General features: G+C 68.1%; 12 protein-coding genes. 7 read left to right on the forward strand and 5 right to left on the reverse strand.

Going from position 1 to position 14,809, the window contains the following annotated elements:
• Nucleotides 1–30 precede the first annotated feature (30 nt).
• The 5 genes from H6G16_RS01180 to H6G16_RS01200 all read left to right on the forward strand — a co-directional run bounded on the left by H6G16_RS01180 (nt 31) and on the right by H6G16_RS01200 (nt 6,860).
• The gene (locus H6G16_RS01180) at nt 31–1,092 is read left to right on the forward strand and encodes an amino acid ABC transporter substrate-binding protein (RefSeq protein ID WP_190388505.1); all 1,062 of its coding nucleotides are present in this window, start codon (nt 31–33) and stop codon (nt 1,090–1,092) included.
• Nucleotides 1,092–2,048 (forward strand): ABC transporter permease subunit, encoded by a 957-nt coding sequence (locus H6G16_RS01185; protein WP_190388506.1) that lies wholly within the window; start codon nt 1,092–1,094, stop codon nt 2,046–2,048. The genes H6G16_RS01180 and H6G16_RS01185 overlap by 1 nt, the downstream gene beginning before the upstream one ends.
• Complete coding sequence (locus H6G16_RS01190) at nt 2,048–3,259, forward strand: amino acid ABC transporter permease (protein ID WP_190388507.1); 1,212 nt, start codon at nt 2,048–2,050, stop codon at nt 3,257–3,259. The genes H6G16_RS01185 and H6G16_RS01190 overlap by 1 nt, the downstream gene beginning before the upstream one ends.
• A complete protein-coding gene (locus H6G16_RS01195; protein WP_277874962.1) occupies nt 3,256–3,996 on the forward strand; it encodes an amino acid ABC transporter ATP-binding protein in 741 nt (246 codons plus the stop codon). Before H6G16_RS01190 ends, H6G16_RS01195 begins: the two co-directional genes overlap by 4 nt.
• Before the next feature lie 83 nt (nt 3,997–4,079).
• Nucleotides 4,080–6,860, forward strand: a complete 2,781-nt coding sequence (locus H6G16_RS01200; protein ID WP_190388508.1) for a cation-transporting P-type ATPase — start codon at nt 4,080–4,082, stop codon at nt 6,858–6,860.
• A gap of 16 nt (nt 6,861–6,876) precedes the next feature.
• Here the strand turns inward: H6G16_RS01200 and H6G16_RS01205 are convergent, their stop codons facing one another.
• From H6G16_RS01205 to H6G16_RS01220, 4 genes are all read right to left on the reverse strand, one after another.
• Nucleotides 6,877–8,688, reverse strand: coding sequence for an SLC13 family permease (locus tag H6G16_RS01205; protein ID WP_190388509.1), 1,812 nt, complete (start codon nt 8,686–8,688; stop codon nt 6,877–6,879).
• Between the two features lie 86 nt (nt 8,689–8,774).
• Entirely contained in the window at nt 8,775–9,467 is a 693-nt protein-coding gene (locus H6G16_RS01210) for a GAP family protein (RefSeq protein ID WP_190388510.1), read from the reverse strand.
• Nucleotides 9,468–9,522: 55 nt separating this feature from the next.
• Nucleotides 9,523–10,227 (reverse strand): TrkA family potassium uptake protein, encoded by a 705-nt coding sequence (locus H6G16_RS01215; protein WP_190388511.1) that lies wholly within the window; start codon nt 10,225–10,227, stop codon nt 9,523–9,525.
• A 10-nt stretch (nt 10,228–10,237) separates the two neighbouring features.
• A complete protein-coding gene (locus tag H6G16_RS01220) occupies nt 10,238–11,644 on the reverse strand; it encodes a potassium transporter TrkG (RefSeq protein ID WP_190388512.1) in 1,407 nt (468 codons plus the stop codon).
• Between the two features lie 115 nt (nt 11,645–11,759).
• Between H6G16_RS01220 and H6G16_RS01225 the strand changes: the two genes are divergently transcribed.
• A complete protein-coding gene (locus H6G16_RS01225; RefSeq protein ID WP_347238749.1) occupies nt 11,760–12,419 on the forward strand; it encodes a DedA family protein in 660 nt (219 codons plus the stop codon).
• Nucleotides 12,420–12,422: 3 nt separating this feature from the next.
• Here the strand turns inward: H6G16_RS01225 and H6G16_RS01230 are convergent, their stop codons facing one another.
• Entirely contained in the window at nt 12,423–12,677 is a 255-nt protein-coding gene (locus H6G16_RS01230; protein ID WP_190388513.1) for a hypothetical protein, read from the reverse strand.
• A 214-nt stretch (nt 12,678–12,891) separates the two neighbouring features.
• Here H6G16_RS01230 and H6G16_RS01235 point away from each other — a divergent pair, with 214 nt between their 5' ends.
• Nucleotides 12,892–14,799, forward strand: a complete 1,908-nt coding sequence (locus H6G16_RS01235; protein ID WP_190388514.1) for an NAD(P)H-quinone oxidoreductase subunit F — start codon at nt 12,892–12,894, stop codon at nt 14,797–14,799.
• Nucleotides 14,800–14,809 lie beyond the last annotated feature (10 nt).

A 14,809-nucleotide genomic window follows, 5' to 3' on the forward strand; every position in this document is an offset into this window, starting at 1 on the left:
TGCCAAACTGCGCCGATTGCCGAAGTCTCCATGGCCCTGCTGCGCCGCCTGGCTGCCGCCCTTCCCCTGCTCGCCTCCTTGGCCTTGGTGGGCTGTGCTTCCGATGACGGCACGATTCAGAGCCAGAAACTCTCCGCCATCAAGGCCCGCGGCAGCCTGATCTGCGGGGTGGACGGCAAGTCGCCGGGATTCAGCTTCGTGGGCCCCGATGGCAGCTACAGCGGCCTGGATGTGGATGTCTGCAAGGCGGTGGCCGCCGCCCTGTTTGGCGATCCCACCAAGGTGGACTTCCGCGACCTCAACTCCAGCGAGCGCTTCGCGGCGCTGGCCAGCGGAGAGGTGGATCTGTTGTCGCGCAACACCACCTACACCCTCAGCCGCGATGCGGCGGGCGGCAACGGCCTGAGCTTCGCGCCCACCGTCTTCTATGACGGTCAGGGGGTAATGGTGCCCAACGCCAGCGGCATCAAGACCCTCAAAGACCTCGCCGGCAAGCCCATCTGCGTGGAGACCGGCACCACCACCGAGCTCAACCTCGCCGATCGCATGCGCGAGCTCAACACCGCCTACACCCCTCTCAAGTTCCAGACCGGCGACCAGACCTACGCCGCCTACCTGCAGGGGCGCTGCGTGGCGGTCACCAGTGACCGCTCCCAGCTGGCTGCCAAGCGCACCAGCTTCCCCGACCCGGCCGCTCACACCGTGCTGCCGGATGTGCTGAGCAAGGAGCCGCTCTCCCCCGCCACCGTGAATGCCGATCCGGCCTGGGCCGATGCGGTGCGATGGACCGTGTATGCCCTGATGCAGGCCGAGGAGATCGGCATCACCCAGGCCAATGTGGACGCCAAGGTGGCCGAGGCCAAGGCCAGTACCAACCTGGCCGACCTGCGCCGTTTCCTTGGCGTGGAGGGTGATTTCGGCCAGCAGCTAGGCCTGCCGGCCAACTTCGTGGTGCAGGTGGTGAAGGCGGTGGGCAATTACGGCGAGATCTTTGAGCGCAACGTGGGCACCGGCTCGCCCCTCAAGATCGAGCGCGGCCTCAACCGCCAGTGGAAGCAGGGCGGCCTGATCTACTCGCCGCCCTTCCGCTGATGGCAACGGCAGGCCTGCCCTGGTGGCGCAACCGGCGCCTGATCCCCTGGCTGGTGCAGGCCGGCGTGGGCCTGGCCGTGCTGGTGCTGGTGGCTTTCCTGGTGACCAACCTGGTGCGCAACCTCACCGCCGCGGGCCTGCTGCTCAGCTGGAGCTGGCTGGATAACCCTGCAGGCTTCGACATCGCCGAAACTTGGCTGCCCTTCGACGCCGGCCTGCCCTATTGGCGCGGCCTGCTGGCCGGGCTGGTGAACACGCTTCGGGTGGTGGTGCTCGGCCTGGTGGGCTCCACCCTGCTGGGCACCCTGGCGGGCACCGCCTCCTTCAGCGGCAACGCCCTGCTGCGCAGCCTGGCCCGGGTGTATGTGGAAGTGATCCGCAATGTGCCGCTGCTGCTGCAGCTGGTGTTTTGGTATTTCGTGGTGTTTCTGCAGCTACCCAACGGCAGCGCCGCGATCCAGATCCCCGGGCTGGTGCTGGCCAAATCCGGCCTCTATCTGGGCCAGCCCGAGCTCGTGAATGGCGTCTGGCAGGCGTCCATGCGGGTGAGCGTGGAATTCGGCGCCCTGCTCACCGGCCTGGTGGTGTACACCGGCGCCTTCATCGCCGAGGTGGTGCGCGGCGGGGTGGCGGCGGTGCCCGCCGGCCAGTGGGAGGCCGCCCGTTCGCTGGGATTCTCGCCACTGCAAACCCTGCGCAGCATCGTGCTGCCCCAGGCCCTGCGCGCGATCGTGCCCGGCCTCAACAGCCAATACATTTCCCTTGCCAAGAACTCCTCGCTGGCCGTGGCCTGCGGTTACACCGATCTCTATTCCGTGGCTGAAACCACCCTCAACCAGACCGGGCGGGCGGTGGAGGTGGTGCTGATCCTGCTGGGCTCCTACCTGGTGATCGACCTGACGATCTCCGCCCTGATGAACGGCCTCAACCAGCTGGTGCAACTCAAGGAGCGCTGATGGACTCCCCGCTTCTGCGGCGCCTGCGGCGCGACCTGTTTGCCACCCCGCTCGACGGCCTGATCTCGATCGTGTTGGTCGTGGCCCTCGCCGCTTCCGCCGCTGGCCTGCTGCACTGGGCACTGGTGCAGGCCCAATGGGCGGTGATCCAGGCCAACAGCACCCTGTTTGCCGTGGGGCGCTATCCGCTCGATCAGCAGTGGCGCCTCTGGCTGCTCACCATCTTGCTGGCGGCGGCCACGGGTCTGAGCTGGGGCCTGCTGCGGGCCCTGCCCCGTCCCGATCGCCCCGCCCGCCTCTGGCCGTTCAACGACCGCCTGGCGGCGGTTCTGCTGGCGGGCCTGGCCCTGGGGCTGCCGCTGCTGCTGCGGCTGGGCACGGCGATCCAACTGCGCTGGTGGGTGATCACGGCCCTGTTGCTGCTGGCCCGCTGGGCCGCCGGACGATGGGGTCGCCGCATCCCCGATCCGGTGCGGCGCTGGATTCCCCTGATCTGGCCCCTGCTCTACCTGCTGGGCATGGTGCTGATCAGCGGCGGGCTGGGTCTGGTGAACGTGTCGCCCTCCGAGTGGGGCGGACTGCTACTGACCCTGCTGGAGGCCAGCTTCGCGATCCTGCTCTGCTTCCCCCTGGGGGTGTTGCTTGCCCTCGGACGCCGCAGTGCGCTGCCGCTACTGCGCTGGGGCGCGGTGCTCTACATCGAGTTCATCCGCGGGGCCCCGCTGATCACCCTGCTCTTCCTCGGGCAGAACATCCTCGGTTTCCTGCTGCCGGGCGGGCTGGCGCCGGAGCGGGTGTGGCGGGCGGCCTGGGTGCTCACCTTCTTCGCCGCGGCCTATGTGGCCGAGGCGGTGCGCTCGGGCTTGGCGGCCGTGCCGCTCGGCCAGCTGGAAGCCGCCCGCTCGCTCGGGCTGGCCATGCCCCAGGCCCTGATCCACGTGGTGCTTCCCCAGGCCCTGCGGGTGGCGTTGCCGGCCACGGTGGGGCAATTCATCACCCTGCTGCAGGACACCACCCTGCTCTCGCTGATCGGCCTGCTCGATCTGCTGGGCACAGCCCGTACGGTGATGGCCAATCCCGCCTTCCTGGGTAAAAACGCCGAGGTCTACCTCGTTCTGGCCGTGCTGTTCTGGGGCTGCTGCGCCGCCCTGGGCCTGGGCAGCCGCGCCCTGGAAACCCGCCTCAACACCCACTCCACCGCCAAGGCATGAGCACCGCAACGATGATCGAGGCCCGTGGGGTCGAGAAGTGGTACCCCAATGGCTTCCACGCCCTGCGGGGGGTGGATCTCACCGTGGAGCAGGGGGAGGTGGTGGTGATCATGGGGCCCTCGGGCTCGGGCAAGAGCACCTTCCTGCGCACCTTCAATGCCCTCGAGGATTTTCAGAAGGGGGCGATCACCGTTGACGGCATCACCCTCAGCGACGATCTGCGCCACATCGACGCCATCCGCCGCGAGGTGGGCATGGTGTTTCAACAGTTCAACCTCTTCCCGCACCTCACCGTGCTGGAGAACCTCACCCTGGCGCCAGTGCTGGTGCGCAAGCTGCCCAAGGCGGAGGTGCAACGCCGGGCCCTGGACCTCTTGGAGCGGGTGGGGATCGCCGAGCAGGCCCACAAGTACCCCGGCCAGCTCTCCGGTGGCCAGCAACAGCGGGTGGCCATTGCCCGCTCCCTTTGCATGGAGCCCCGCATCCTCCTGTTCGATGAACCCACCAGTGCCCTCGATCCGGAGATGGTGCAGGAGGTGCTGGAGGTGATGCAGGGTCTGGCCCGCGATGGCATGACCATGGTGGTGGTGACCCACGAGGTGCGCTTTGCCCGCCAGGTGGCCCACCGGGTGGTGCTGATGGATGCCGGCGTGGTGGTGGAGAGCGCGCCGCCCGAGCAGTTCTTTGCCAACCCCCAGCACGAGCGCAGCCGGCAGTTCCTCAGCCAGATCAGCTGAGCGCGATCCGCGGTCCAGACCTGCTTGGTCAGCGCTCGGGGAGTTGCCTAACCTCAGCCCATTCCCCTGCGGGCCGAGGTTCCTTGCACTCCCCTTCCACACCGGCCTGGCATGCACTCCCTGGGGAGGCCTGCCTGGAGCAGCTCCAGAGCCCTGCGGGTGGATTGGACACCCCGGAGGTGACCCGTCGCCGGGAGGAGGTGGGGCCGAACCGGTTGGAGCTGGCGGCGGGCCGCAGCAACTGGCAGATCCTCTGGGACCAGTTCAGCAACGTGATGCTGATCATGTTGCTGGCGGTGGCGGCCGTCTCCGCTGGGGTGGCCTATGTGGAGCAGAAGTTCCCCAAGGATGCGATCGCCATCGTGCTGATCGTGGGCCTCAACGGCCTGTTGGGGTACCTGCAGGAAAGCCGGGCCCAGCAGGCCCTGCTGGCGCTGCGGGAGTTGGCCCAGCCCCTGGTGCAGGTGCGCCGTGATGGCCAGTGGCAACGGCTCTCCAGCGATGAGCTGGTGCCGGGAGACCTGATCCGGCTCGAGGCGGGCGATCGGGTGCCCGCCGATGCCCGGCTGCTGGAAACCGCCGACCTGGGGGTGCGGGAGGCCGCTCTCACCGGCGAATCGGATGCGGTGTTCAAGCGGGCCGAGCTGCTGCTGGAAGCCTCCACGCCGGTGTTGGAGCGTCTCAATTGCCTGTTCCAGGGCACCGAGGTGGTGCGGGGGCGGGGGGTGGCCGTGGTCACCGCCACGGGCATGGCCACCGAGCTCGGCCAGATCGCCACCTTGATCAACACCGCCGGTGGCGAGAGCACCCCGTTGCAGGAGCGTCTGGACGGCCTGGCCAAGGTGCTGGTGGGCAGCTCCCTGGCCCTGGTGGCGGTGGTGGTGGGCCTGGGGTTGCTGCTGGGCCAGGACCCGCTCAACCTCCTCGAGGTGTCGCTGTCGATGGCCGTGGCGATCGTGCCGGAGGGTCTGCCCGCCGTGATCACCGTGACCTTGGCCATCGGCACCCAGCGGATGGTGCGGCGGGCCGCCCTGATCCGGCGCTTGCCCGCCGTGGAGGCCCTGGGTTCGGTCACCGTGATCTGTTCCGACAAGACCGGCACCCTCACCCAGAACCGCCAGGTGGTGCAGGAGCTGCGGCTCGGCACGGCGGCGGTGGCCGTCAGTGGCCTGGGCTATGAGCCCACCGGGGCGTTCACGGCCACGGCCCTGGCGGCCCCGGCCGGAGCGGTTGCCGGTACTCCGGCGGGCCTTCAGGACCTGCTGGTGCAGGCTGCCGTGCTCTGCAGCGACGCCGAACTGCGCCAGGACGGGGAGGGCCGCTGGGAGGTGCTCGGCGATCCCACCGAAGGGGCCTTGGCCGTGGTGGCGGGCAAGGCCAACTACGACGACTTCGAGGTGCGGCAGCGCTATCCGCGCCAGGCCGAGATCCCCTTCAGCTCCGAGCGCCAGCTGATGGCGGTGTGGGTGGAAGACCGGGACGGCAGCCTGCAGGCGCCCCTGGGCTCCCTGGCCCAGGGCTCCCACCAGCTGCTGATCAGCAAGGGGGCACCGGAGGTGATCATCGCCAACTGCAGCCGTTGGGTGGACGGCTCCGGTGTGGTGTCCCTCAGCGGCGACCAACGTCAGTGGTGGCTCGATCAGGCCCAGGGTCTGGCGGCCTCTGGCCTGCGGGTGCTGGCCTTCGCCTGTGCTCCCAACCACCCCAGCCCGGAGCAGGACCTCGGCGGTCAGGTGCTGCTGGGTCTGATGGCCCAGTTGGATCCGGCGCGGCCGGAGGTGGCCGTGGCGGTGGCCACCTGCCGCACCGCCGGCATCCGGCCCGTGATGATCACTGGGGATCACCCGCTCACGGCCCGGGCCATCGGGGCCAGCATTGGCCTCACCACCGCCGACGCGGAGGTGGTGCTGGGCAAGGAGCTGGAGGCCTGCAGCGCGGAGGAGCTGCGCGCCGTGGTGGCCCGCTGCAGCGTCTATGCCCGGGTGGCCCCCGAGCAGAAACTGCGCATCGTCAAGGCCCTGCAGGCCAACGGCCAGGTGGTGGCCATGACCGGTGATGGCGTCAACGACGCCCCCGCCCTGAAGCAGGCCCACATCGGCGTGGCCATGGGGATCACCGGCACGGAGGTGAGCAAGGAAGCCTCCGACATGGTGCTGCTTGACGACAATTTCGCCACGATCGTCAGTGCGGTGGAGGAAGGCCGGCTGGTGTACGCCAACATCCGCCGCTTCGTCAAATACATCCTCGGCAGCAATGTGGGGGAATTGATCACGATTGCGTCTGCTCCCCTGTTGGGGGTCTTAGGGGTGCCCATGACCCCGTTGCAGATTCTCTGGATGAATCTGGTGACCGACGGGGTGCCGGCCCTGGCCCTGGCCCTGGAGCCCGCAGAAGACGGCTTGATGCAGCGGGAGCCCGCCCGCCCGGGGGAATCGATCTTTGCCCGGGGCATTGGCCGCTACATCCTGCGGGTGGGCGTGGTGTTCGCCCTGATCGTGATTGCCGTGATGCTCTGGAGTTACCGCACCGCGGGCCCCACCGGACCGTGGAAGACCGTGGTCTTCACCACCCTCTGTCTCGCCCAGATGGGCCACGCCCTCTCCGCCCGCAGCGACCGGCCCCTGTTCCAGGTGAACCCCTTCAGCAATCCTGCCCTGCTCTGGGCCGTGATCCTCACCAGCGGTCTGCAATTGCTGCTGCTCTACGTGCCCTGGCTGGCCAAATTCTTTGGAACCGTGCCCCTGTCGGCGTCGGATCTCGGCGTGTGTGTGGGCGTCAGCCTGATCTTCTTCGTCTATCTGGAGGCCGAAAAGCTGTTGCGCCTGTGGTGGCGTCATCGCACGTCCAATGCCACCACGGGTTGAGGCGGGCTCTGACTGATTAGAGCCCGAATTGCCGGCACACCAGCAGGGGCACCAGCAGTGTCATCACCACGGTGAGGGGCAGGCCGTAGCGGGCCACATCGAGGAAGCGGTAGCGGCCTGGTCCGAACACCATCAGGTTGGTCTGGTAGCCGACCGGGCTGAGAAAGCTCTGGCTGGCACCGAACAGCACGGTGAAGATCATCGCCATCGGAGCCACGCCCAGCCCGATGGCGAGCTTGCCCACGATCGGAATCACCATGGCCACGGTGGCGGCATTGCTCATCACCTCGGTGAGCAGGGTGGTGAACAGAAACACCGCCGCCAGGGCCCAGTAGATCGGCCAACCGTGCAGCCCCCCCAACAGGCCCTTGGCCATGGCTTCGGCCAGGCCCGTTTTCTCCAGCGCCACGCTGAAACTGCCCAGGGAGCCCAGCAGCAGGATCACATCGAGCCGGATCGAGCGCTGCAGTTCGCCGCTGCGCAGGCAGCCGGTGGCCACCATGGCCACGGTGGCGAGCAACACCGAGGCCACCAGCGGCAACAGCCCGAACCCGGGCAACAGGATCGCCAGCACGGCGATCGCCAGGGCCAGCCGCTTGCGACTCACCGTGGGCAGGTCATCTTCCAGCTGTTCCAGCACCACCAGGTCGTTGTTGGCCTGCAGGCCCCGGATCGCGTCCTTGGGCCCCTGGATCAGCAGCACATCCCCTTCTCGCAGCATGGCCTTGCCCAGGCGCTCCCGCAGCACGGCGTTGCCGCGGCGCAGGGCCAGCACGGTGGCGTTGTAGCGCTGGCGGAAGCGCAGGTCGCGCAGGCACCCCCCGGCCAGGCTGGAGCCCGAGGGCAGCAGCACCTCCACCATCCGCTGGCTGCCCGCCACCGTGTCGGCGTTCTCGTTGGGGCCTTCCGGCGTGGGGGCTAGCACGATCGTGTGTTCCTGCTGCAGCCGCAGCAGATCGGCTCGGGTGCAACGCAGCAACAGGCGGTCACCTTCCCGCAGGGGCCGGTCGGCCAGCGGCGGGGTGAAGCGTTCCGGGCCCCGGTGCAGCTCCAGCACGTCAACGTCAAAGCGGCGCTGCAGGCGGCTGTTGTGCAGCGACTGGCCCACCAGCTCCGATCCGGCGGGGATCATCACCTCGGTGAGGTAGCCACTGGCGGCGAGGTTGGACACCAGGTCGTCGTCATTGCTGCCGCGGTCGGGCAGGAAGCGATCGGAGAGCAGGGCCATCACCAGGCTGCCCACCAGCCACACGCCGATGCCGATGCCGGTGAAGCTGAACAGCCCGAAGGCGCCGTAGCCCAGTTTTTCGCTCACTTCGCTGGCCAGCAGGTTCACCGAACTGCCCAGCAGGGTCATGGTGCCCCCCAGCACGGTGGCAAACGACAGGGGCAGCAGCACCTTGGAGGGGGAGATGCGGCGCCGTTGGCACCAGCCCTCCACCACCGGCAGGAGGGACGCCACGATCGGTGTGTTGGGCACAAAGGCCGAGACCGGTCCCACCACGGCGGACAACAGCACGATCATGCGCTTGGGGGAGCGCACCGCATCCGAGCCGATCAGCCCCCGCAGCCGATCCAGGGCTCCGGAACGGAACAGGCCTGCCGAGAGGGCAAACAGGGCCATCACCGTGAGCAGGGCTGGGCTGCCGAATCCCGCCAGCGCTTCGCCGGGCTTCAGCACCCCGGTGGCCATCAGCAGGCCCACCGCCAGCAGGCCGGTGACCTCCGGGGCGATCACGCCCCACACGAACAGCACAACCGAGAGCACCAGCACCGCCAGGGTGATCAGGGCACCGGGCTGGAGGGAGGCCTGCAGCAGCACGTTCACAGCAGCACGGAACGGGTTGGAGCAAGATTGTACGGTTTCATGGTCGGGGATTCGTAGTTAATTGATGGTGCGGGCTGCTCGGGCGCTCACAGTGTCAACTGGTGCAGGCCTTCGAGGCCCTGCCAGCCCAGGTAGACCCCCAACACCAGGGCGAACACCCCCACCAGCCATTCGGCCCGGTGCACGAGCCAATCGTTGAGGGTCGTGAGCGGGGCCCGCAGTCGCTGTTCGCCTCCCAGCAGCCACAGCAGGGGCGGCAGCAGCAGCAGGGAGGTGGTGATGGCGACAAACACCCCGCCCACCTCCAGATCGCCGCGCAGGCTGGTGTGGTTCGTGAGCAGCATGCCGCCCTCCTTCACGTAAAACACCAGGTTTTCCGGGCTCACCAGGGCACAGCCCGCCCCCAGGGCCAGCAGTGGCCCCGCCCCCAGCTCAGGCAGCTTGGCCATCAGCTGCATGGCCCAGTTTTCTTCGCCGATGGTCACCGCTGGGGTGAGCTGGAACAGCCCCAACCCCACCAGCGCCCCGGCCCCGATCAGATCCATCAGGATCTGGCCGCGGCTGCCCAGGTGCATGGCCCAGCTCAGGCGACCCCCCACCGCCACCACCAGACCCAGGGCCCCACCGTTGGCGAGCATCCAGCCGGCGAGGAAGGTGCAACAGCGGCGCAGGGGCTGGGTGCCCAGCAGCAGCAGGGCCACCAGTGCGATGTTGATCGGACTGAAGGAAATCCCCAGACCCAGGGCAATCGTCTGGGTAAGCCAATGGAAGGGAAGCATGGACCGCCGCGATCGAGAGCAGGCTGTCAGAGATCCAGCCCCGCCGTGGAGCCCTTCAGCTGCCGGGCAGTTGGGCCAGGGCTTCGCTGGCCCCCATCACCACCAGCAACTCGCCAGCTTCGAGCACGTGGGAGGCGGGGGGGTTGACGGTGAGCTGGTTGTCGGGACCGGCGGCCAGCACGCTCACGTTGTAGTTCTTGCGCAGGTTGATGTCGCGCAGTGACTGGCCGATGAAGGCCGCCGGCACCCGGATCTCCTCGATGCTGTTGCGGTCGTCGAGGCGCAGCCGCTCCAGCAGGTTGGGGCGCACCAGCTCCATGCCCAGCCGGTGACCCTGCATCTTCGAGGGGAACACCACCCGATCGGCCCCAACCCGCTGCAGCATCTTCATGTGCAGATCGCTGGTGGCGCGGGCGATCACCTGCTTCACCTGGCTGCCGGGGCTGTCCTTGACGATCAGGGTGGCGGTCACGCTGGCCTCGATCGGCTCGCTCATGGCCACCACCACCGTGGTCATGTCGAGCACGCCGGCGGCCCGCAGGGCCTCTTCGTCGGTGCAATCCACCACCCGCGCTTCGATGGCGGGATCGATCTGGCGCAGCTCGTCGATCGCCCGCTGGCTGGCATCGATTGCCAGCACTTCAGCCCCGGCCTTGATCAGTTCGCTGCACACGGAGGAGCCGAAGCGCCCCACCCCGATCACGGCGAAGCCGCCCTTGACGGCGCCCTCCGAAGCATTCCAGTGCCACCAGTTGGTCATGGGTTGGATCTCAGATGTAGAGCTCTTCGCGGGGGTAGCCCACCCGGGGTTGGGGCCGGTTGCCGTAGATGGCTGAGAGCAGCAGCAGGATCCCCAGTCTGCCCACGAACATGCCCACCATCAGAACCAGCTGGCCCCAGCGGTTGAGCTGGGCGGTCACGCCCAGGTCGAGCCCCACGGTGCCGAAGGCGGACATGCAGGTGAACAGCTTCTCGAGGAAGCTGAAACTGGTGCGGGTGGGTTCCCCTGCGGTGGTGGGGCCGATGCCCAGCAGCAGAGCCATCAGGATCACAAACAGCGCCGAGGCCAGGGTGACCCCCACGGCCCGCAGCACCACGGTGTCGGGGATCTGACGCCGGTGGATCACCACCTCTTCGCGCCCCTGCAGGGTGGAGCGGGTGGCTCCCATCAGGGTGGCGAAGGTGGTGGTTTTGATGCCGCCGCCGGTGCCGCCCGGGCTGGCGCCGATGAACATCAACACGATCAGCAGCAGCAGCCCCGCATCGGAGAAGGTCTGAATCGAGAGGGGCACGGTGTTGAAGCCGGCGGTGCGGGCCGTGATCGATTGGAACAGGGTCACCTGAATCCGTTGCCACCAGGCCAGGTTCTCCATCACGCCGCCGGCGGCGAAGTGCTCGGTGAACAGCAGTCCCAGGGCCCCGAAGACGATCAGCAGGGCGGTGCTGCGCACCACCAGGCGGGTGTGCAGGCTGAGCCGGCGCAGCTGTTGCAGGCGCTTGCGGTTGCTCCAGAGGTCGTTGATCACCCGCCAGCCGATGCCGCCCACCACGATCATCGAGGCGATCACCCCGTTCACCACCGGGTTGTCGCGGTAGCGCACCAGGTTGTCGCTCCAGAGGCCGAAGCCGGCGTTGTTGTAGGCGCTGATGCAGTGAAACAGGGAGGCCCAGAGGCGCTCGAGGGGATTGCCGATGTCGGTGAAGCCGAAGGCGTAGAGCACCACCGTGCCCAGCCCCATCACGCAGAAGCCCGTGATCAGGATGCTGTTGAAGGTGGGGCCGATGCCGCCCACCCCGAACTCATCGAGGGCCCGGCCCTTGTCGAGCCGGTGGCGCAGGCCGGAGCGGCCCTGCACGAACCCCTGCAGAAAGGTGGTGATCGCCATCAGCCCCAGCCCGCCGGTGATGATCAGCCCCGCCAGGGTCACCTGGCCAAAGCCGGTGAGATCGCGGCTGATGTCGATGATCGAGAGGCCGGTCACGGTGATCGCTGAGGTCACCGTGAACAGGGCCTCCCACAGGCCCACGTCGTCGGTGGAGCAGAGCGGACTGGCCAGCACCACCGTGCCAACGGCGATCACCAGGGCACCGGTGACCACGGTGAACTGCGGCACGGTGAGCTGCTGGCGCCACTTCTGGAGGCTGCTCCAGGGGGTGCGGTTGAGACCGGGAAGCACGCGGATCGGCTGGCGGCGGGTGGGTGGAGAAACCTGATCGCCTCTAGCCTAAGCACCCTCTTCCTCCGGGATTCCCCTGGAGGCGCACCTTGGGGCCCGCTGTGTTGATCCAGCCGTGTTGACCCAGGACTGGATGGAGGGCCTGCCCCAGCTGATGGGCCAGGCGGTGGAGGCCAGCCCAGCGATGGGCTATCTGGCGGTGGGCCTGGTGATGCTGCTGGAAAACCTGATCCCCCCGATTCCCTCCGAAGTGGTGATGCCCTTCGCCGGCTATCTGGTGGGCCAGGGCCGTCTCGACCTGGTGCCCACCGTGCTGGCCGGGTTGCTGGGCACCGTGCTGGGGGCGTGGTTCTGGTACGGGATCGGCCGCTTGATTCCCGAGCCCAGGCTGGCCCAGTGGGTGGAGGGGCAGGGCCGCTGGCTGGGGATCCGGGCCGAGCAGCTGGCCAGGAGCCGCGACTGGTTCCAGCGCCACGGATCGGCCCTGGTGTTCTGGGGTCGGCTGGTGCCCGGGGTGCGCACCCTGGTGTCCGTGCCGGCTGGGATCGAGCGGATGCCCCAGGGGCCTTTTCTGGTCTGGACTACCGCGGGCAGTTTGGTGTGGACCCTGCTGCTCACCCTCGCTGGGAAGGCCCTGGGCCAGGGCTATGAACGGGTGCAGGGCTGGCTTTCCCCCTGGGCCCAGGGGATCGAACGGGGGCTGGGCCTGGCTTTGGTGGCTGGGCTGCTGATTTGGGCGGCCCGGCTGCTTGGGCAGAGCCGCCAGGCCGATTGACGGCTACTCGCGGCGCTCCAAGCCGGCCGGTTCGCTGAGGGGGGAGCGGTCACGGGTGACCGCATCGGAGAGGAAGGAGAGCGCCGTGGCCACCCCGGCAATCGCCAGCAGCAGGGCCACGCTGCTGAGCTGACTCCACTGAAATCCACCTCCCTCCAGGCAAGGGTCCTGTGGATGGCCGCAGTCGGCGCAGATCAGCAGCGTTCTGGAGCGCCCCACCTTGGTGAGCAGGCGGCACCCGCACTTGGGGCAGGCCATCTGGGGGCATCAGTTAAGGGCGAATTATGGCCGGATCAGTGCTGGGCTCGAGCGCTGGCGGGATGGATTAAGGCTGCTGTTCAGGCCGATAGTCCATGCCGTTCTGATGGAAGCCCCAACCCCGTTTCAAGGGCCCTAGGGTTCGCTCCAATTCATTCGATTGGGCCGGTTTCCATTGAACTTTTGTTGTGATCTCCCGTGATTGGTTGACACGATGACCGTCTTTCTTCTCCAGGCAGCCTGGCTGATTCCCGCCTATCCGCTGCTGGCGGCGTTGGCCTCGCTGGCCTGGTCGCCGGGGTTGATCTCCCGCACCGGCCCCCGGCCCTGCGGCTACCTCAATCTGTTGATGGTGGCGGTGGCCTTCGGCCACAGCCTGGTGGCGCTCACCGCCCTGCACACCAACGCCCGCGCCGGAGCCGAGGCCCTCTACCGGCCGATCAGCTTCGGCTGGACCTGGCTCAACTCCGGTGGCCTGCGGGTGGGATTTGACGGGCTGGTGACCGAACCGGCCCTGATCGCCATGGCGGTGATCACGGGTCTCCACCTGCTGGTGCAGATCTATGCGATCGGCTACCTGGAAATGGACTGGGGCTGGCCCCGCTTCTTCGGCTCCCTCAGCTTCTTCGAGGCAGGGCTGTGCGCCCTGGTGCTCACCGATTCGGTGTTCTTCAGCTACGTGATCCTCGAGCTGCTCACCCTGGGCACCTACCTGATCGTGGGCACCTGGTACAACCAGCCCCTGGTGGTGAAGGGGGCCCGGGACGCCTTTCTCACCAAGCGGATTGGCGACCTCATTCTCCTGGCCGGGGTGATTGCCCTGCTGCCGATGACCGGCACCTGGAACTTCCACGGTCTGCAGGGGTGGGCCGCCGATCTCACCAACAACGGCACGCCCTTGCCCATGGGCTTCCAGCTGATCCTGCTGGCCCTGATTGCCGGGCCGATGGGCAAGTGCGCCCAGATTCCCCTGCACCTCTGGCTCGATGAGGCGATGGAGAGCCCCCTGCCGTCCACCGTGCTGCGCAATTCGGTGGTGGTGGTGGGCGGCGCCTGGGTGCTGCTGCGGTTGGAGCCCCTGCTGGAGCTCAGCCCCTTTGTGCAGGCCGTGTTGGTGGTGGTGGGTGGCTCCACCGCCGTGGTGGCTTCGCTGATCGCCCTGGCCCAGGTGGATGTGAAGCGGGCCCTCTCCTTTCTGGTGAGCAGCTGGCTGGGGCTGCTGTTCGTGGCGGTGGGCCTGGGCGGCACCGCCGTGGCCGACCACCTGCTCCTGGTTTATCCCCTGCCGATGGCCCTGCTGCTGATGGCGATCGGCACGATCGTGATCAGCAACGTGACCCAGGACCTCACCCAGCTGGGGGGGCTCTGGAGCAAGCGGCCTTTGATCGGCATCGCCTTCCTCGCCGGTGCGGCCGGCCTGATGGGTCTGCCGCCGTTCGCCAGTTTTGCGGCCCTGCGGGAACTGCTCGCCCTCACGGCGGCCAGTGCCCATGCCGTGCTGTTGGGGGGCGTGGTGCTGGTCACCAATGCCCTGATCAGTGCGGGCCTGATCCGGGTGTTCGGCCAGATCTGGGGCGGTCGCCCCACTCCGTTCACCACCCGTTCTCCGGAGGTGCTCTGGTTGATGGTGCTGCCCACCATGGTGCTGGTGGGCATGGTGCTCCATCTCCCCATGCTCCTGGTGGCCAATGGGGTGTATTCCCTCACCCCCCTCGCCGGTTGGGGGCCCCTGGCCTGGCCTCTGATCGTCTCCACGTTGGTGGGCGGTGGCCTCTCGGCCGCCTTCTACCTGCGCCCCCACGGCCTGGCCCAGCTGCCCACCTTCCTCGGAGGCCTGCAGGACTGGCTGGCCCACGACATGCAGACCGAGCGCTTCTATCACCGCACCGTGGTGGCCCTGGTGCTGGCCCTGGCCCGCTTCGGGGCCTGGAGTGACAGTCGCCTGGTGGATGGCTTCAGCGGCGGCACCGGTGCCGTGGCCCTGGAGGGGGCCCGGCGCCTCAGCCTCACGACCTCCGGTCGCTCCCAGGCCTACGCCCTCACCCTGGTGCTCGGGGTGTTGCTGATGGCGGCCTGGCTGATCGCCGTTGATCTGTCGCCCGTGTCCACCGCTCTGCCCTGAGGCCGCCGCC

Source organism: Cyanobium sp. FACHB-13342 (assembly GCF_014697415.1).
Lineage (GTDB): Bacteria > Cyanobacteriota > Cyanobacteriia > PCC-6307 > Cyanobiaceae > Cyanobium_A.

Bases quoted from the DNA above. Each gene is read 5' to 3' on its own strand.
- H6G16_RS01180 (WP_190388505.1), top strand. From the start codon at position 31: ATGGCCCTGCTGCGCCGCCTGGCTGCCGCCCTTCCCCTGCTCGCCTCC.
- H6G16_RS01185 (WP_190388506.1), top strand. From the start codon at position 1,092: ATGGCAACGGCAGGCCTGCCCTGGTGGCGCAACCGGCGCCTGATCCCC.
- H6G16_RS01190 (WP_190388507.1), top strand. From the start codon at position 2,048: ATGGACTCCCCGCTTCTGCGGCGCCTGCGGCGCGACCTGTTTGCCACC.
- H6G16_RS01195 (WP_277874962.1), top strand. From the start codon at position 3,256: ATGAGCACCGCAACGATGATCGAGGCCCGTGGGGTCGAGAAGTGGTAC.
- H6G16_RS01210 (WP_190388510.1), bottom strand. From the start codon at position 9,467: ATGCTTCCCTTCCATTGGCTTACCCAGACGATTGCCCTGGGTCTGGGG.
- H6G16_RS01215 (WP_190388511.1), bottom strand. From the start codon at position 10,227: ATGACCAACTGGTGGCACTGGAATGCTTCGGAGGGCGCCGTCAAGGGC.
- H6G16_RS01230 (WP_190388513.1), bottom strand. From the start codon at position 12,677: ATGGCCTGCCCCAAGTGCGGGTGCCGCCTGCTCACCAAGGTGGGGCGC.
- H6G16_RS01235 (WP_190388514.1), top strand. From the start codon at position 12,892: ATGACCGTCTTTCTTCTCCAGGCAGCCTGGCTGATTCCCGCCTATCCG.